The sequence below is a fragment of the Desemzia sp. FAM 23989 genome, assembly GCF_045528345.1.
GTDB lineage: Bacteria > Bacillota > Bacilli > Lactobacillales > Carnobacteriaceae > Desemzia.
The window spans coordinates 1-17,785 of record NZ_JBGQQT010000013.1; the positions used below are offsets into that span (position 1 = coordinate 1).

At 37.6% G+C, this 17,785-nt stretch carries 20 protein-coding genes and 1 other annotated feature; of the genes, 10 read left to right on the forward strand and 10 right to left on the reverse strand.

The window, feature by feature from the left end; translation table 11 throughout:
• Window positions 1–230: 230 nt before the first annotated feature.
• Window positions 231–854 carry an acetate uptake transporter gene (locus ACEN36_RS08405; protein WP_407126357.1) on the forward strand — a complete coding sequence of 208 codons (624 nt, stop codon included), beginning with the start codon at window positions 231–233 and terminating at the stop codon, window positions 852–854.
• Between the two features lie 641 nt (window positions 855–1,495).
• Here ACEN36_RS08405 and ACEN36_RS08410 read toward each other — a convergent pair.
• Complete coding sequence (locus tag ACEN36_RS08410) at window positions 1,496–2,053, reverse strand: NADPH-dependent FMN reductase (RefSeq protein WP_407126358.1); 558 nt, start codon at window positions 2,051–2,053, stop codon at window positions 1,496–1,498.
• A gap of 565 nt (window positions 2,054–2,618) precedes the next feature.
• Between ACEN36_RS08410 and ACEN36_RS08415 the strand changes: the two genes are divergently transcribed.
• On the forward strand, window positions 2,619–3,035 hold the full coding sequence (locus tag ACEN36_RS08415) for a hypothetical protein (protein WP_407126359.1): 417 nt from the start codon (window positions 2,619–2,621) through the stop codon (window positions 3,033–3,035).
• A gap of 187 nt (window positions 3,036–3,222) precedes the next feature.
• On the opposite strand, the gene ACEN36_RS08420 is transcribed toward ACEN36_RS08415, so the two are convergent.
• Window positions 3,223–3,402, reverse strand: coding sequence for a hypothetical protein (locus ACEN36_RS08420; RefSeq protein ID WP_407126360.1), 180 nt, complete (start codon window positions 3,400–3,402; stop codon window positions 3,223–3,225).
• 18 nt (window positions 3,403–3,420) lie between these two features.
• Window positions 3,421–4,509: a DUF871 domain-containing protein gene (locus ACEN36_RS08425; protein WP_407126361.1), complete on the reverse strand. Its 1,089-nt coding sequence runs from the start codon at window positions 4,507–4,509 to the stop codon at window positions 3,421–3,423.
• A gap of 163 nt (window positions 4,510–4,672) precedes the next feature.
• Between ACEN36_RS08425 and ACEN36_RS08430 the strand changes: the two genes are divergently transcribed.
• From ACEN36_RS08430 to ACEN36_RS08450, 5 genes are all read left to right on the forward strand, one after another.
• Window positions 4,673–5,344: an ATP-binding cassette domain-containing protein gene (locus ACEN36_RS08430; protein ID WP_407126362.1), complete on the forward strand. Its 672-nt coding sequence runs from the start codon at window positions 4,673–4,675 to the stop codon at window positions 5,342–5,344.
• Window positions 5,328–6,086, forward strand: coding sequence for an ABC transporter permease (locus ACEN36_RS08435; RefSeq protein WP_407126363.1), 759 nt, complete (start codon window positions 5,328–5,330; stop codon window positions 6,084–6,086). The genes ACEN36_RS08430 and ACEN36_RS08435 overlap by 17 nt, the downstream gene beginning before the upstream one ends.
• Before the next feature lie 251 nt (window positions 6,087–6,337).
• Complete coding sequence (locus ACEN36_RS08440; protein ID WP_407102469.1) at window positions 6,338–6,538, forward strand: cold-shock protein; 201 nt, start codon at window positions 6,338–6,340, stop codon at window positions 6,536–6,538.
• A 208-nt stretch (window positions 6,539–6,746) separates the two neighbouring features.
• A complete protein-coding gene (locus ACEN36_RS08445; protein ID WP_407102468.1) occupies window positions 6,747–7,799 on the forward strand; it encodes an SDR family oxidoreductase in 1,053 nt (350 codons plus the stop codon).
• A gap of 72 nt (window positions 7,800–7,871) precedes the next feature.
• Window positions 7,872–8,087, forward strand: a complete 216-nt coding sequence (locus tag ACEN36_RS08450) for a hypothetical protein (protein ID WP_079651004.1) — start codon at window positions 7,872–7,874, stop codon at window positions 8,085–8,087.
• Between the two features lie 730 nt (window positions 8,088–8,817).
• On the opposite strand, the gene ACEN36_RS08455 is transcribed toward ACEN36_RS08450, so the two are convergent.
• From ACEN36_RS08455 to ACEN36_RS08465, 3 genes are all read right to left on the reverse strand, one after another.
• Window positions 8,818–9,258 (reverse strand): VOC family protein, encoded by a 441-nt coding sequence (locus tag ACEN36_RS08455; RefSeq protein ID WP_407126364.1) that lies wholly within the window; start codon window positions 9,256–9,258, stop codon window positions 8,818–8,820.
• Window positions 9,259–9,335: 77 nt separating this feature from the next.
• Complete coding sequence (argH, locus tag ACEN36_RS08460; RefSeq protein ID WP_407126365.1) at window positions 9,336–10,709, reverse strand: argininosuccinate lyase; 1,374 nt, start codon at window positions 10,707–10,709, stop codon at window positions 9,336–9,338.
• A complete protein-coding gene (locus ACEN36_RS08465) occupies window positions 10,706–11,917 on the reverse strand; it encodes an argininosuccinate synthase (protein ID WP_407126366.1) in 1,212 nt (403 codons plus the stop codon). Before ACEN36_RS08465 ends, argH begins: the two co-directional genes overlap by 4 nt.
• A 396-nt stretch (window positions 11,918–12,313) precedes the next feature.
• Window positions 12,314–12,540: a binding site (T-box leader), on the forward strand.
• Window positions 12,541–12,603: 63 nt separating this feature from the next.
• Here ACEN36_RS08465 and ACEN36_RS08470 point away from each other — a divergent pair.
• Genes ACEN36_RS08470 through ACEN36_RS08480 form a run of 3 tightly spaced genes read left to right on the forward strand, consistent with a single transcriptional unit; the run spans window position 12,604 to window position 14,851 of the window.
• A complete protein-coding gene (locus tag ACEN36_RS08470; RefSeq protein ID WP_407096041.1) occupies window positions 12,604–13,254 on the forward strand; it encodes an amino acid ABC transporter permease in 651 nt (216 codons plus the stop codon).
• The gene (locus ACEN36_RS08475; protein WP_407096042.1) at window positions 13,247–13,969 is read left to right on the forward strand and encodes an amino acid ABC transporter ATP-binding protein; all 723 of its coding nucleotides are present in this window, start codon (window positions 13,247–13,249) and stop codon (window positions 13,967–13,969) included. Before ACEN36_RS08470 ends, ACEN36_RS08475 begins: the two co-directional genes overlap by 8 nt.
• A 36-nt stretch (window positions 13,970–14,005) precedes the next feature.
• Window positions 14,006–14,851 carry a transporter substrate-binding domain-containing protein gene (locus ACEN36_RS08480; RefSeq protein WP_407126367.1) on the forward strand — a complete coding sequence of 282 codons (846 nt, stop codon included), beginning with the start codon at window positions 14,006–14,008 and terminating at the stop codon, window positions 14,849–14,851.
• Window positions 14,852–14,916: 65 nt separating this feature from the next.
• Here the strand turns inward: ACEN36_RS08480 and ACEN36_RS08485 are convergent, their stop codons facing one another.
• The 4 genes from ACEN36_RS08485 to ACEN36_RS08500 form a co-directional block, all read right to left on the reverse strand.
• Window positions 14,917–15,615, reverse strand: coding sequence for a VIT1/CCC1 transporter family protein (locus ACEN36_RS08485; protein WP_407126368.1), 699 nt, complete (start codon window positions 15,613–15,615; stop codon window positions 14,917–14,919).
• 207 nt (window positions 15,616–15,822) lie between these two features.
• The gene (locus ACEN36_RS08490; RefSeq protein ID WP_407126369.1) at window positions 15,823–16,671 is read right to left on the reverse strand and encodes a PTS sugar transporter subunit IIC; all 849 of its coding nucleotides are present in this window, start codon (window positions 16,669–16,671) and stop codon (window positions 15,823–15,825) included.
• A gap of 11 nt (window positions 16,672–16,682) precedes the next feature.
• The gene (locus tag ACEN36_RS08495) at window positions 16,683–17,141 is read right to left on the reverse strand and encodes a PTS transporter subunit EIIC (protein WP_407126370.1); all 459 of its coding nucleotides are present in this window, start codon (window positions 17,139–17,141) and stop codon (window positions 16,683–16,685) included.
• A gap of 21 nt (window positions 17,142–17,162) precedes the next feature.
• Window positions 17,163–17,681 (reverse strand): SIS domain-containing protein, encoded by a 519-nt coding sequence (locus ACEN36_RS08500; protein WP_407126371.1) that lies wholly within the window; start codon window positions 17,679–17,681, stop codon window positions 17,163–17,165.
• Between the last annotated feature and the right edge of the window lie 104 nt (window positions 17,682–17,785).

A 17,785-nucleotide genomic window follows, 5' to 3' on the forward strand; every position in this document is an offset into this window, starting at 1 on the left:
GGCTTTTATTACTTTATATTTCTTATCTTCATTCATCGTTAGTATTATCCTTTTCATGATTTTATTTTATCATTTTGGGACATTTTATGCTTCGACCTACTTAGGACATTATCACGTTCGAACGATAGCTCTCTTTCCGTAATAATTATCCTATTGACTTCCCTCCCTGAAGCCAGCTATAATTCAATCTGTTGTGTTTAAAAATATAGGTACATTAGGAGAATATGATTTTGGAAAAAGAAAAAATGGTATCATTTAAAGAAATTACTGCCAACCCTGCACCACTAGGTTTAATGGGGTTTGGTATGACAACGGTCTTATTAAATATTCACAATGCTGGATTCTTCGAAATGAACGCTATGATTTTAGCGATGGGAATTTTCTACGGTGGTTTAGCACAAGTTATCGCAGGAATTATGGAGTTCAAGAAAAATAATACATTTGGAACAACTGCTTTCACGTCTTACGGATTCTTCTGGTTATCATTAGTAGCTTTAAACATTCTTCCATCAATGGGATACGGTCAAGCAGCTGATTCATTGTCTATGGCAGCTTACTTATTCATGTGGGGAGTTTTCACTTTGTTTATGTTCATTGCTACATTGCGTATTAACAAAGCATTACAAGTTGTCTTCGGGTCATTAACTGTCCTATTTTTCTTATTGGCGATTGGAAATTATACAGGATCTACTTTGATTCTAAACATTGCCGGGTACGAAGGCATCCTTTGCGGATTCTCAGCTATTTATGCTGCTATGGCGCAAGTAATCAATGAAGTATACGGTAAAACTGTTCTTCCAATTGGTGAAGTTCAAGCATCACAAAAATTACAGGCAACTCCTGTAACTGAATAGAGTAAATATCTAAAAGTTTCTACGTCTAAATGATGTAGAAGCTTTTTTTGTACATACTTCATTATTATTTTCGTAGTAAAATTATTTTAGCAATCTTCAAAAGTTTTTTTCAAATTTACTTATCAAGTGGGATGAGTTCAAACGCTCACTTGAAGAATAAAATAAGTTTATTCCTCAAGTTAAGGGTGCTTCGAACCTCCACTTGACTAATAAAGCTGATTTATTCATCAAGTGAATAACATTTATCTCCCCACTTGATGAGTAAGGTAGTTTTGCCACGCAAATCCGACGGCTACTAAAAGAACAAAAAAACCGAGCAGCAATCAGGAATGAATCTGATTGCTGCTCGGTTAAAAGCATATATAAGAATGAAAGGCAAAACGCTTTTCTCTCTATCTAAAACGAGCTGCGCAGAGCAGACCCCATGGCTATAAGCCGGAGCCGTTCTGTTGATAAAATGCATCAACTGAACGGTTCCTTCTTATAGCCAGTGGTCTGAACGCTCTGTTCCGCTCTCTATCTAAAACGAGCTGCACAAACCATCCCACACGCCTATAAAGCCTCCAACAACTGTCAGGAAAATCACCTGACTGTTGTTGGAGGCTTTATATTCGGAGAGGTAAACGGTTTGCTCCGCTCTCTTATCTAATAGTGTTTAAAGCTTTTGTCCATAACAATAGGTCATCGAACATGCCTGCAGCATTCGCTTCGTTGTGAGCTGCTGGTTTGAAGACACTCATGTTTTCAAAGTCAGTGATCAATGAGAAGTTAGTTGTTGTGCGTACAGTTGCTACGCGCTGTTCAGCTAAGATTACACGGATATTTTCGTGAGCACGTGCTCCACCTAAACTACCGTATCCAACTAATGCTGCTGCTTTATTGTTAATTTCTGGGTTTAAGTAATCTAAAGCATTTTTCATTGCGCCACCTAATGCGTGGTTGTATTCTGGAGTGATAAATACATATCCATCAAACGAAGCCATTTTTTCAGACCAAGCTTTGATTGCAGATCCTGCAGCTTCTGCACGAGAAGCGTCTAATTTAGCTCCCAGTAATGGCAAGTCGAAGTCTGACAAATGTACTAATTCGTATTCTACTCCTTCGTCATTTCTGTTTTTAGCAAAGTCTAAAACCCATTGTGATACTGCTGTTGCGTTGTTTCCTTCACGTACACTACCTGAAATAATACCGATTTTCATAATTCTAGTCTCCTTAATTTCTGTTTGATTTTGGTTCCCGAATAAAGAATTTTTTACTCGAGTTAAAAAGCTTTCTTGTGCCAATGTGTTTCCTCCCATTTGTGTAACGAATTGTGGGAAACCCATCAACCGTTTACTTACTTTTTGTTAACTTACTTACATTATGGCATACGAATTAAATAAACACAAGCAGAAATTTACTGTTTCGAGATAATTTGTTTCGAACTACTTATTTTCCTTCATAAAATACAATTCTTTTCCCTATTCAGTTTAATCTTTATACTTATTTGTATACGTAACTTTCGTAGTTACAAATCAAAGCGAGAACATTCCCATCATGTCAGAAGGGTTAAATGATTTATTAGAGACGATTGAAGATTCATAGTCGTCTTGTTCTAATTCACAATAGTGACTCAGCTAAGCAATAAAAAACAATCGTTTTAACCCTGTAAGCAATTAAGTTCCATTGGCTGCTTTTTTAATTCGCACTTTACAATAAACTTTCCAAACTAATGTAGTATGGTAAAGTTAAAGATATAAATTGAGACACAAAGGAGATTAACAGATGACTTTTTCTTTCAAAGGTTTGGATCACATGCAAATCACTGCACCATTAGGCTCAGAGGCAGAGACTAGAAAATTTTTCACAGAGATTTTGGGTTGTAAAGAAATGGAAAAGCCCGAGTCACTCAGCCATTTCGAAAGTTTATGGTTTGATGTTGGCAAACACATTCTGCATGTCGGATTAGAAGAAAATTTCCATGCAGAAAAAAGAGGCCATCCTGCATTTGAGATAACTAATATTGCTGGATTGATGGACCGTCTGAAGGAATACAACGTTCCTTTTGAAGAAGATTACAATCTTCCTGGTGCCCGTCGCTTTTATACATACGCCTTTTTTGGTCATCGAATGGAATTTTTGGAGTGGCAAGTCAAACCTGAAGCGATGATGACCGATGTAGAAAAAGCGAGTATGAAGTAAACAAAAAAGAAGTCAAAGAAACAATTGGTTTCTGACTTCTTTTTTATTATGGTAGGAAATATGGTTTAACGAAAAAAGATATGGACTATCTCACCACGAATAACATGTACAACACCACACTAACAATAGCTAGCACACAAGCACTCGTTAATGCAGCTACTTTACTAATTTTCTCAAGTGATTTGAGCTAGCTTTTTCTTTGATGTTTTCCATAATACCTAATCCCTCGAATAGGCAAGTTACCCAGTACTAAGAAGACGGAGCCAATAATAATCAACGGCATTCCTAAAACGATACCGTCGCGTAATGATTTCAAATGCCGTTGTGCTGCTATTCTCCCTGCCATTGCCTCAATTTTTTCCAACATGTGACTTCCCCCTTTTTACTAAGCTTCAATAAATTTGAAACTTGACCAAGGTTCTAAATAATCCAGTAAGAAAATAGATTCAGGTGTTAATTTGGCAACGATATTTCGTGTTTCATCGTCTTCCATCTCTTTCAGTGCGATTTGTGTTTCCCCTTTGTATTGTCCGAAGTTATTGTTGCAAATTAGAACGTCGCCTTTCTTCATTTCTGCAGTAGCGTGCACCGGGAAATCTTCAGCTTTGTATTTCACACGCGTCATAGAAGAACGAATCATGTATTCAGAGCGGTCTCCTCTATATTGGTGCACTTCATCTAGGATCACTTTCTTTTCCAGTTCCGTCACATCAGGTTCGAATGTAATTTCTAATTGCACATGTGAATTCATAAAAGCTTCAGACATGGCTTTTAATTCTTCCTGGGAAGCATATCCGTTTCCAATCAGCAAATCATTGATCGTATCCATCAAACGATAGTGATTGACTTGCGTGCGGATAGACAATGAGCGGTGTTGTTCTAAGGTACAGAGCCCTGTTTGGACAGGCCAAGGACCTAACTCCCCTACTTGTGATGTCACAAAAGCCGCTGTATTCAATCGGTAATCCGTATATTGGGCGGTCGTTTTCTCAAAATGAGCTTGAGACAGACCAGAATATTTTTGCGGGTAAAAATTGTGAGATGCTGTGAGAGTTTCTTTATTTGGTTTATAACTCATAATATTATCGATATATTTTGTACCGCTGCTCATATTGACTTCGATTTGAAGACCGTATGGATTTTTAGTCATACGAGCTTCTTCAGCACCAGTAAAACCTAAATCTAAACGTACCGCAGCAGCGCCTAAATCACTAAAAAATTTCAGATCATCGTAGCTGACATTCAATTGTTCAAACAATCCAGGATTGATATCCACAACAGTTTCCATCCCTAGAGAATTTCCGTATTCAATAATTTTCTTGAATTTGTTCACCACTTCTTCTGTATCACCGGTGATTTCTAATAAACTAGTAAATATCCGTTTAAATCCATATTGATGTGCCAAATCTAAATACTCTTTATCCTGTTCATATGTACTTTTTGCTGGATAGATTGAGATGCCCATTTTCTTCACTCATTATTCCTCCTATTTATTGAAAACGTTTTATAACAATGCAATAAGTCTACCTGTAAAAAATCCACCTGTCAATTTATCTCCTGCCTGTTTACCATCTTTTCTTTTCTTCAAAATATGGTACCATAAAGTAGGAGTACACTATGAAAAAGGAGCAAAAAATATGTCCTTATTAAAAATCAACAACTTATCTTTTGAAGCAGCTGACAAAAAAATACTTGAAAATATTCAGTTTACTTTAGAAGAAGGCGATTTCCTCTCTATTACTGGGCCTTCAGGAAGCGGAAAAAGTACGCTTTTAAAAATTATTGCGACTATTTTGTCTAAAACCAGCGGGGAAGTTCTTTATAAGGGTAAATCTGTTGAATCTTATGAGCCAACGGAATACCGGAAAGAAGTCTCTTACTGTTTTCAGTCTCCGGTTTTATTTGGAGATACAGTTAAAGATAACTTAGCTTTTCCCTATAACATTCGTCAGATGGCGTTCGATGAAGGAAAAGCTGTGGAGTATTTAAAAACGGTTGGACTGTCTGAAGATTATTTAAACAAATCTATCACTAGCTTGTCTGGTGGCGAAAAGCAGCGGATCGCGCTTATTCGCAACATCTTGTTCCAACCTAAAATTCTATTATTGGATGAAGTCACTAGTGCATTAGATGAAGAAAACCGTCAGATCATCTGGAAATGGCTCCATGAGATGCGTCAAAAAACCGAAATGACGATTTTAATGATCAGTCACAACGAAGAAGAAGCTGCTCTTGCAAGCAAGCACATCCGTATCGTAGCGGGAAAAATGGCGAATAAAGGAGGAGTTGTAAATGAATCTGCAAATTAGTCCAGGTACAATTGCTTTAAGTTTTGCGCTGGTATTGGTAGGGGTATTTATTTCATATAAAGAAAAATTAGGAACGGCTAAAGAAATTTTGTATAGTATCGCGCGGGCAGTCATTCAATTAGTAGCTGTCGGCTATGTGCTGACTTATTTATTCGGTTTCGAGAATCCTATTGTCACTATTGGGTTAGTTTTAGTCATTGCTTTTAACGCTTCTTGGAATGCCCATAAACGCAGCAACCATATTCCTAATTCACTAAAAATTTCTTTGATCGCTATTTTTTCAACGATTATCCTGACTTTAGCAGTGTTGGTATTATCTGGTTCTATAGAATTTATTCCATCTCAAATCGTTCCTATCGCTGGAATGATCTGCGGAACTGCCATGACCACTATAGGATTGTGCTATCGCAACTTAAACACGTTATTTCGAGACCAGCGTCAGCAAATATTGGAAAAGTTGTCTTTAGGGGCAACACCCAATCAAGCCTCTCGATCTATCTTGCGTGAAACCATCAAATCTGGAATGCAGCCTTCCTTGGATTCAGCTAAAACTATCGGAATCGTCACACTGCCTGGAATGATGTCCGGACTGATATTTGCTGGAACTGTACCGACAACCGCTATTATGTATCAAATCATGGTCACCTTTATGATTGTTGCTACAACCAGCTTATCTTCTTATATTGCATCCTTTTTAGCTTATCGCAGTTTTTTCAACGACAGACAGCAATTTTTGGCGTAAGCAGCATGGCAAGTACTGTTGAGTATCCTCTTCACGATTTGTGTCTTCTTTGTTCACCTTGAAGAAGAACAATTAGTGATTAAAGCTTTACTTATGTGAAATAAAAAGATATAGTAATAAATGTAGTAGCTTATTTAAACAAATTAATTGGTAGTTTTATTCATTTTATGTCTAAATTCCCTCTTTGTTTTTTTAATGAAATATTGCAAATAAAACGTGCCATGAGCACATATAATTGGAGGAATTTAGTTATGAATAAAGGTACAGTTAAATGGTTTAATGCAGATAAAGGTTTTGGTTTCATCGAACGTGAAGGCGAAGAAGATTTATTCGCACACTTCTCAGCAATCCAAACTGACGGTTTCAAAACATTAGAAGAAGGCGAAGCAGTTTCTTTTGATATTGAAGAAGGTAACCGTGGTCTTCAAGCAGTAAACATCGTTAAAGGTTAATTCTAAAAAAACTAAACCTAACCTCCAAAAATCGGCTAGCTGATTTTTGGAGGTTTTTCGTTGTCTAAAACATTATTTTTGCATTCTCGTTACCCGCTTCATTATGATAAGAGATAAGGATAGAATTCTTCAGGTACTTCATTGCTATTTGGAAGAAATTCGTTTGTTGTCACTGATTGATCGTGGACTTAAATGAGGAGGAATAATGATGTCATCAGACAAAATGGAAAGCAAAATGCCTTCAAATAATCTAAAATTGAATTTGAAAAAAGTAGCAGATCAAGTTATTGTCATCACCGGAGCGTCTAGTGGTATTGGATTAGTAACAGCAAGAATGGCCGCTGCTAAAGGAGCAAAAGTAGTCGTTGCAGCACGAAATGAAGACGCTTTAAAAAAACTAGTGGCTGAGCTGAACGCCAAAGGGCAAACCGCTATCTATGTCACTGCTGACGTTGCAAAAGAAGAAGAGGTTAACCGAATTGCTGAGAGAGCCATTGAAGAGTTTGGCCACTTCGATACTTGGGTGAATAATGCAGGAGTAGCCATTTATGGTCATGGTACGGATCTTAGTATTTCAGATATGAAACGCATGTTCGAAGTAAACTTTTGGGGAGTGGTTTACGGAACAAGAGCAGCTGCTAAACATTTTAAAGATACTAGAAAACCAAGTGCTATCATCAATGTGGGCTCCGTATTTGGAGATAAATCTTCCGTGATGCAGTCTATTTATGCAACTTCTAAATTTGCTGTGCATGGCTGGACCGACAGTATCCGAATGGAGTTTGAAAAAGAACAATTGCCGATTTCGGTTACTTTGATTCATCCGCATAAAACCGACACGCCTTATACAGAACATGCCCATAGTTATATATCGAATCAACCTTCTCATTTAGGGATAGTTTATCCACCAGAATCTGTGGCCGAAGCGATTTTATTTGCAGCTCAAAAACCTAAAAGAGATCTATATGTTGGCGGGATGTCTAAACTCACTGCTGTATTAAACGATCTTTTCCCTCGTTTTACTGATCGGTTTGTGGAAGAAGTTATGTATCCATCTCAGTATAGAGACCGTCCTTCTAAGCCAAAAGAAGAAAGTAGCTTGTACAAAGCGGGTTATGGACTCCATGAACGAGGAACCAATAAAGGCTGGATTCGTAAAAGAAGTTATTACGTAAAAGCTCAAAAACATCCTGTATTAACGACTATGGCCATTACTATTGTTGCGGTATTAGGGTTAAAATTATTCAAATGCAAAAAGTAGCATTTCACAACTAATCAAATAACGTTTTTTGTCTCCCAATTGATGAAAAGCCTACACAAAGGAGTATTCAAAATGGAGAAAAAGCCTAATCAATCTTCATCTAATTCTACGGGAATAGGTATGTCTCTTGGCGTTTCTTTTGGAGTAGTATTTGGAATACTGTTTGATAATTTAGCTGTAGGGATAGCTATAGGAATCGCTCTTGGTGCTGCGTTTGGAGCGGCAATGGGCTCCAAACCAGATAAACATAGCGAATCTGGAGATGAATCTAAAAATCAAGACGAGTAATGCAAGCATCGATTTTCTAGTTCCAACCCAATTTCCATCTAGCAACAGCAATATAAGACCACCCCTTTCGCCCTACTTCTGCGGCAATAAGGAGTGGTCTTGTTTTTAGAAAGTACCATACCTCTCTATTGGAAAGCACTTTATGGTACTTGAAAACCTTCTTAGTACCATATCTCTCTGTTTGAAAGCTCTTTATGGTACTTGAAAACCTTCTTAGTACCATATCTCTCTGTTCAAAAGCACTTTATGGTACTTGAAAACCTTCTTAGTACCATACCTCTCTATTCAAAAGCTCTTTATGGTACTTGAAAACCTTCTTAGTACCATATCTCTCTGTTTGAAAGCTCTTTATGGTACTTTAAAACCTTCTTAGTACCATATCTCTCTGTTCAAAAGCTCTTTATGGTACTTGAAAACCTTCTTAGTACCATACCTCTCTATTCAAAAGCTCTTTATGGTACTTGAAAACCTTCTTAGTACCATATCTCTCTGTTCAAAAGCACTTTATGGTACTTGAAAACCTTCTTAGTACCATATCTCTCTGTTCAAAAGCACTATATGGTATTTGAAAACCTTCTTAGTACCGTATCTCTCTGTTCGAAAGCTCTTTACGGTACTTGAAAACCTTTTCAGTACCATCTCTCTGTTTGAAAGAAAAGTGATAAAACGTTAAAAAAGCTAGAGCACAGTACTGAGCTGTCCTAGCTTTTTTAAGTTAATTTACTTTTATTTAATTAACGTCTTCTGCATCAAGAGTCGATATTTGCCATTGAATACCAAATTTATCAAATAGATTCCCATACAACGGACTCCAAAAAGTTTCTTGCAACTCCATCTCAATCTTGCCATCCACTTTTAATTTGTCGAAAACGGCTCGTGTTTCTTCAGGGTCCTCATAAATTAAAGTCAATGACACATTAGTGCCTACAGTATACGGGGTTCCCGGAAAATTATCCGAAAACATGATATAAGACTCATTGGGCAACTGAATCGTCGCATTCATAATCAATTCTTTTGCGGCATCAGGGATAGGAGGTTCATCTGGATTGATCGGCATCTCTTTAAACTTAGTGCTGTCCAACACTTTGGCTTCAAAAATAGCTGCATAAAAACGAATCGCTTCATCCGCATTTCCATTGAAAATAAAATAGGGGTATGAATCTTTTAACATATCCTTACCTTCTCTCCTTTTGATAACTTTCGCTTCCAGTTTAGAGCTAAGATGTTGGTTAAGCAAATAATTCATATCTAAATCAATTCTTTTTTAGCTTGTTCAATCTGATAGTGAATTTGTTCAAATCCAGTTCCGCCAACTGAATTGCGTCTCGCTACTGCAGCCCGGGAATCCAATAGCGGATAGACATTTTCCATGATTTCAGGTGCAATGGCTTGGTAATCTGTCAACGAAACATCTTGCAAATAAATGCCTTTTTTCAAGCAGTCCAGGACCAATTTGCCGACGATTTCGTGTGCTTCGCGAAACGGAATCCCTTTTGTGCTCAAATAATCCGCTAATTCGGTTGCGTTAGAGAAATCTTTCGTCGTGGCTTCTAGCATGTTAGTTTCGCTGACTTCCATCGTTTCCAACAACCCAGCAAAAACGCGCAAACAATCTTTCACCGTCTGGACAGTGTCAAACATGCCTTCTTTATCCTCTTGTAAATCTTTATTGTAAGCTAGCGGCAAGCTTTTCATCGTTGTCAGCAAAGAAAACAGGTTCCCATATACACGCCCAGTTTTCCCCCGAATCAATTCAGCCATATCCGGATTTTTCTTTTGCGGCATAATCGAGCTGCCGGTTGAATAAGTATCCGATAAAACGACGAATTGGTATTCATGACTCGTCCATAGAATGATTTCTTCACAAAAACGCGACAAGTGCATCATTAATAAACTGCTGTTTGAAAGGAATTCTACAATAAAATCGCGGTCACTGACAGCATCAAGACTATTTGTATAAATATCCGAAAACCCTAATTGTTCTGCAGCATAGTGCCGGTCTATTGGAAAGGTTGTGCCCGCTAAAGCCGCTGCGCCTAGAGGAGACAAGTCGATGCGAGACATGCTTTCTTCGTAGCGCTCATGATCTCGTTTGAACATGTTGAAATACGCCAATAAATGATGCGCAAAAGAAATCGGTTGTGCGTGCTGCAAGTGGGTATAGCCGGGTAAAATCGTTTCTACATGTTGGTCCGCTTTCGTTACAACTACCGATTGCAAATGAACCAGTGAATCAATGATTTCGTTCACTGCTTTTTTCAAATACAGATGCATATCCGTCGCTACTTGGTCATTACGACTACGTGCCGTGTGCAGTTTTCCTGCTACTGGTCCAATTTCTTTATGCAAAAGCATTTCGATGTTTAAATGGATATCCTCATTCTCAACTGAAAACACCAATTCGTGGTCTCGGTATTTTGTCAGCAGGCTCTCTAAACCACGAGTAATCTCTTTAGCCTCATCAGCCGTTAAAATCCCTGTTTTAGCCAGCATGTTTACATGGGCTAAACTTCCCCGGATATCTTCTTCCGCTAGAATTTGGTCCACCTCAATTGAAGCGCCAAATTCATCGATCCATTTTACATTTTCGCCTTCAAAACGGCCTCCCCATAACTTTTTCATACCTTTTTCACCAACACCGGGTGATTGACTTCAGCATGGGTTTTCGTTGGCAAGCCCCACAACTTGATAAATCCAACGGCTGCTTCTTGGTCAAAGGCGTCTTCAGCTGTATAAGTAGCCAGCTTTTCGTTGTACAACGAATTAGGCGATTTTCTTCCTTCAACGATTGCGTGGCCTTTGAACAATCTGACACGCACTGTTCCGTTTACGTATTGTTGTGTCGATTTCAAAAAGGCTATCAAACTTTCTGTTAACGGGTTATACCACAAACCGTTGTACAACATCTCAGCCAATTTTTGTTCAATCAGTGGTTTAAAATGAGCAATATCTTTTACAAAGTTTAAATCTTCCAATTCTTTATGAGCTGTCATCAACGTCAATGCACCAGGTGCTTCGTAGACTTCACGAGATTTGATTCCTACCAGTCTGTTTTCGATATGGTCGATGCGCCCGATGCCGTGTTTTCCGGCAACTTTGTTTATTTTTTCAATGAGTTCTGCTAATGAATAAGGGACTCCATCAATCGCTGCTGGCACTCCGGCTTCAAACTCAACCTCAATCGTATCTGCCGTATCCGGTGTATAGTCTAAACTAGTCGTCAATTCATAAGCTGCTTCTGGCGGTGTAGCCCACGGGTCTTCTAAAATACCACACTCATTACTTCTTCCCCAGAGATTTTGGTCAATAGAGAACGGATTATCCAAATCGATTGGAACCGGAATATTGTGTTGAACAGCGTAGTCAATTTCTTCTTCACGCGACCATTTCCAGTCACGAACCGGAGAAAGAACCGTTAATTCTGGCGCTAAAGAGTTGATAGCCACTTCAAAACGCACTTGGTCATTCCCTTTTCCCGTACATCCGTGAGCAACAGCGATCGCATCTTCTTGCAAGGCAACTTCTACCAGCTTTTTAGCAATTAACGGACGCGATAAAGCCGAAATCAAAGGGTATTTGCCTTCATAAAGCGTATGGGCTTGTAAAGCAACCAGAGCAAAATCTTTTGCAAATTCTTCTTTAGCGTCAATCGTGTAAGAAGCCGCTGCTCCCATTTTAAGGGCCTTTTCTTTTATGAATGCTAAATCTTTTCCTTCACCTACATCCAGACAACAAGCCACCACATCATAACCTTTATCCACTAACCATTTAATTGCAACTGATGTATCTAAGCCTCCTGAATAAGCAAGAACGACTTTCCCTTTTTTCATATCAACACTCCTTTGATTTTTTAAACTTGTTACGCATCTTAATATGCCGAAAGATTAAAATCAAGTAATAATTTTTCTTCAAAAATTAGAAAACGCCTCTCTGTATTATGAAAATGCTGAAATATCGCCTTTTGTCATTTATAAATTAAATTGAATTTTTATTAATTTTATAGAATATTTTATTTAAATTAGTTTTTGCAATAAAAGAGTTGCATTTCTAAAATAAAGGTGTAATATAAGCTTTAACATTTAAAACGAACAAGATACATCAGCTAAAAATTATATATCACTCATTTTTTATTTGTATAAAAAATATTTTAAATGTATAGACGAGTCGTTTAAAACTATTCAACAACATTAGAAAATAGTGAGCAAAATCGTTTGTAACTGAATATCCTAAAATCTATGATAGAGAGAGTAGACTTGAATTTTTCTCCCAGCGAGTCGGGACAGAGTGTAAGCCCGTCAGAAAGCTCCTTGTTGAAGCGCACTTTATCCGATGAAGAGGTGAACTTAAAGTAGCTTCTTCCGCATTTCAGGCGTTATTATAATGAGGTGGATGTGCCTGCGCGCACGTCAACTAGAGTGGTACCGCGGATTAAATTACTTAACCCGTCTCTTGCGTTATACGCAAGAGACGGGTTTTTTTGTATCTAAAAATAAAGTTGAAAAGGAGTTCTGTACTCATGACTGTCGAATCTTTACTCACTTATTTGCCCCTTTATTTTAAAGGAGCTGGTTATACCCTAGCTTTATCTTTCTTTTCGATTATCATCGGTGTGGTGCTGGGTTCATTGTTGGCTATTGTAAAAATGTCCAACAACCCATTTTTGAATAAACCTGCATCGGCCTACATCCAACTGGTAAGAGGAACACCCATGCTGGTGCAACTGTTCATTATCTATTATGGATTGTATGTGATCAATATTGATCTTCCTGATTTTATGTCAGGCGTGATTACTATAGCACTCAACTCAGCTGCCTACATTGCTGAAATCATCCGTGCCGGAATACAAGCAGTTGATAAAGGACAAATGGAAGCTGCACGATCTATTGGAATGAGCTACAAAACAGCTATGCAGAAAATTATTTACCCGCAAGCCTTAAAAAACATTTTGCCTACATTAGGAAACGAATTTGTGACATTGATTAAAGAGTCTTCTATCATTTCCGTAGTTGGAATGAACGACTTAATGTACAACGCTCAAGTGGTAGCCGGTGCTACCTTCTCACCTTTTCTTCCTTATGTGATCGTGGCTGTGTTTTATTTCTTTATGACAACTGGCGCTTCCAAGATAGTTAATACATATGAAAAGAGGTTACAACTAAGTGATTAAAACAATTGAACTCATAAAATCCTATGACAATAAAGAAGTTTTGAAAGGCATTACTGAAGAAATCCATGATGGTGAAGTAGTTGTTGTGATCGGTCCATCCGGTTCTGGGAAAAGCACTTTCTTACGTTGTTTGAATATGTTGGAAGAACCGACTTCTGGACAAATCATTTTCGAAAACCAAACAATCAATCAGAAAGGAGTCAACATTGATGCTATCCGTACTAAATTAGGGATGGTCTTTCAAAATTTCAACTTGTTTCCCCATTTGACTATCATGGAGAATATTACGATTGGTCCGACTCAAATCCAGAGAAAGAACATACAAGAGGCTACACAAATTGCAGAAGACCTGCTTAACAGTATGGGATTATCAGATAAAGCAGCTGCTTACCCAAGCTCGCTCTCTGGTGGACAAAAACAGCGGATTGCTATCGCCAGATCTTTAGCGATGCAACCAGATATGATGTTATTTGATGAACCTACTTCGGCTTTAGACCCAGAAATGGTCGGTGAAGTCTTACAAGTCATGAAAAATTTGGCCAATAGCGGGATGACGATGGTTATTGTCACTCATGAAATGAATTTCGCTCGTGAAGTTGGAGATCGAGTCATTTTTATGGATGAAGGAAAAATCATTGAACAAGGAACACCTGATGAACTATTTGATGATCCAAAACAAGAACGCACAAAAGCTTTCTTATCAAAAATATTGTAAAAAATAAGTCTTAACAGACAACAGGGGGAAGAAAAAATGAAAAAGAATTGGGTAAAAGCTTTATTAGGGATTATGAGTATTTTGGCATTAACAGCTTGCGGCGATAGTGAAGCGGCTGAGACAGGCACGGGAGATACTGCTGCTACAGCTCCTACTACCGTTGCTGATATACAGGAAAAAGGTGAATTAGTTGTGGTCACTTCTGCAGACTACCCTCCTTATGAATGGCATTTAGTAAAAGACGGCAAGGATACAGTAGTTGGATTTGATATCGATATTGCTCAAAAAATTGCAGATGAACTGGAGGTGGAGCTGGTCATCAATGATATGGACTTTAACGGTTTAATTCCTGCCGTTTCTACAGGGAAAGCCGATTTAGTTATTGCTGGTATGAATCCTACTCCTGAAAGAGCTGAAAATGTTGATTTTACAGATGTATATGTCACTACACAAGATGTCGTTTTAATCAAAAAAGAAGATCAAGATAAATTCAATTCCCCAGAATCACTGAAAGACATGAAATGGGCAACACAAAAAGCTACTATCCAAGAAGATTTCTTAAAAGAAAGCTACCCAGATTCTTATTTGCAATCCGTTGGGAAATGGGGGGCAGCCATTCTTTCTTTAACTACTGGTAAAGTAGACGGTATCTTAATGGTAGAAACTGTTGCAAATCAATACGCTAAATCAAACGAAGATTTGGCTGTAGCCGAAATTGATTTGGGCAGCGAACCAAACCAAGCCGCAATAGCGGTTCAAAAAGGCAGCGACGATTTACTTACTACAGTAAATGATATTTTAAAAGGAATGCAGGCAGACGGTACTATTGATGAACTGATCGAAAAAAATACGCAACTGATGGAAGATAACAACGCTAACTAATCGATCTTTATTTAAAAAGGTATGGCCTCTCAGAAAAGAGACACCATACCTTTTTTGTATTTCATTTATTGTCCCAATAAAAAGCCTACTAAGTAAGCGAATAGAGCAGCAAAACCGCCGATAATCAGCATCTCTAAACCTGATTTAATCCAATTGGAGTGCGTTACCCGAGATTTTAATGCTCCTAAAATAAATAATGTCAAACCCGTCAATCCTGAAGCCAGCAAAAAGGAATAACTGATCACGCCTGGAATAAATTGGCTAAAAACATAAGCTAACAACGGTACTAACCCAAAAGTAAAAAATGAAGTAAAGGTTACTAAAGCATTTTTTATCGGACTGCCTTCTTCTTCCTCAACTTCTGTACAAAACAATTTTTCTTTAACAGAATCATCGTATTGGTTCATGATGGTACTCACAGTCGCTGCATCTGCTTGAGTTAAACCGATATTTTGATAGTGTTCAGCAAGAGACTGTTCAGCATTTTTTTGCTGCTTTATTTGGTTACGATGTTCTTCGTACTCTTTTTCTGACTTGCTGGATAGGAAATCTCCCGTTGCCATTGAGAAACCATCTGCTAGCAAATTTGAAAAACCAAGAATAATAATCACTCGCAAATCCAACGCTCCTCCGACAACACCCGCTACAACCGCAAACGTAGTAATGATACCGTCTAACCCGCCATAGACCATACTTTTTACATACGAACCTTGATTGCCAGACTTTTTGGACTTATTTCGCACTTTTCTTCTATATAATGTCATTTTTTACTCCTCCTAATTCTATTCAGTCGATCACAGTATTAGAATACTTTGTTTTAAAAGTTTTCCATGTTGTATATCGACATTCCTTTTGATAAGTTTTTTATTATATCTATAATATACAAAAAACTGACCCTATTAACAGCAACTTTATCTGCTATTTATGGGGTCAGTTTATATTATTCTATATCATCCGCTTCTAACAAGTTTTTAAATAGAATCTGTGTAAGCTTCTTCTACAGATTGTCCTTTTTCTAAAGCATAAGCTTTTTGATCCTCCATGCGGAAGAATGGGAAATAGATAGCAGTTGAAATACCAATTTCAACTACTTGCCATAAAGCTCCGCGCCAACCTGAAACAAGAAATCCTGAAAAAATCGGTGGCGTTGTCCATGGTACATTAACTCCATTTGTCGGAGGCACCAGTCCTGTTGTCATAACGATATAAGATAAGATCGTAAGAATTACGGGCGTTATAATGAATGGAATGATAAATACTGGGTTTAATACAATTGGCAATCCAAATATTAATGGTTCATTGATATTAAAGATAGACGGGCCAATCGCTAATTTTCCTAAAGTTTTAAATTGTTGCGACTTAGCTGCAAACAAACATAACAGAGCAAGCCCAACAGTAGCTCCAGCACCACCCATTTTAATAAAATTGCTATAAAATTGATAAGTTACAATATTCGGTAAATCTAAATTAGCTTGGAAAGCTGCTAGATTTTCAGCCATTGTAGATAACCAAATCGGCTGCATAACTCCACCTACGATGTTAGGCCCATGAAGACCAAAAGAAAATAAGATTGTTTCAAGGATAATAACTAGAACAGTTGCCGGCAAGCTTGTACCTATCGTAGTTAACGGCGTTTGAATGATTTGGAAGATGAAGGTTTGAGCTGTTTCATAACCGGTTGAACCAAAGCCCATACGGATCAGCATAAAAATCAAGATAATGAACAACCCAGGAATCAATGCATCAAATGAACGTGCTACATTGCTGGGAACTGATTCAGGCAAAGTGATTTTCCACCCTCTGCGCAAGACGAAAGCCATGATTTCAACCGCTAATATCGCGCTGCCAGCATCCCTAAGAAAAGTCCACTTGCACTAAAGTTAGCCATTGGAAGAAATGCAGAAGTTGCTTCATTGACTTCAAATGACGAAATGGGTGTTAAAATCAAAAAACCAATCAGAGCCCAAAGAACAGCTCCTAAATCATCTATTCCATTACTTTTAGCTAATGAACGAGATAGCCCAATAATAACGAATAATGTCATAATGTTCATTGTTACATCATACGGCACATTGAAAAATGTTGCCCAATTGTTTCCAAACAGGTTTGCCATCATATCCGCATATCCTGGAATAGGCAAATTGGCAAATAATAAAAACAACGATCCTAAAATCAAGAGAGACATAGCTCCCATAAAGCCATCACGTATTGCTGCTAAGTATTTGTTCTCATTTAACTTTAACGCTATTGGACCTAACTTATTCTGTAAACCTTCAAAGAATTTTTCCATATGTGAAAACCCTTTCTATATTTAATTTCTTTTATTATAAAAGGATTCTCTCTTTAATGAAAGCGGTATCTTTAATGTTGTGTTGATTTTCAATAGAAAGAAATTTTTTTTCACACATGAAAAAAACGAATCATTATAATTTTCTTTCTTCAGTTTATAAGTTTGCCTTGCAATGATTTCAATTAAATAAACCACTGGTACTGAAGAAGTCATCACATAATGATCTCCTATAACTTCTTTTTCAAAATTATAAGTCAAATTCATATTAGACAATTTTGCTAAAGTACTGGAAGCTGAACCCGTAATGCTCAGGACAAAATTTTGTTCTTTTCTTCGCAGTTTAGTCACTAGTTCGTTCACTACAGGCATTTCCCCTGTTACGGATAAGACAACAAAAATTAAATCAGATTGAATCCCCATTAAGGAATCAAATGGATAATATGGATCCTTAATACTAAATGCAGGAACGCCTACATTAGACAATATTCGAGCGCCGTAATCAGCATTGATTCCTGAAGAACCCGTTCCTAAGAAGACCAACGTTCGACCTTCCAATATCAATTCAACGATATAATCAACTTTTTGCTGGAAATCATGATTATCAATATTATCCAGAAAATTATAAATCAGAATAATTCATAGTT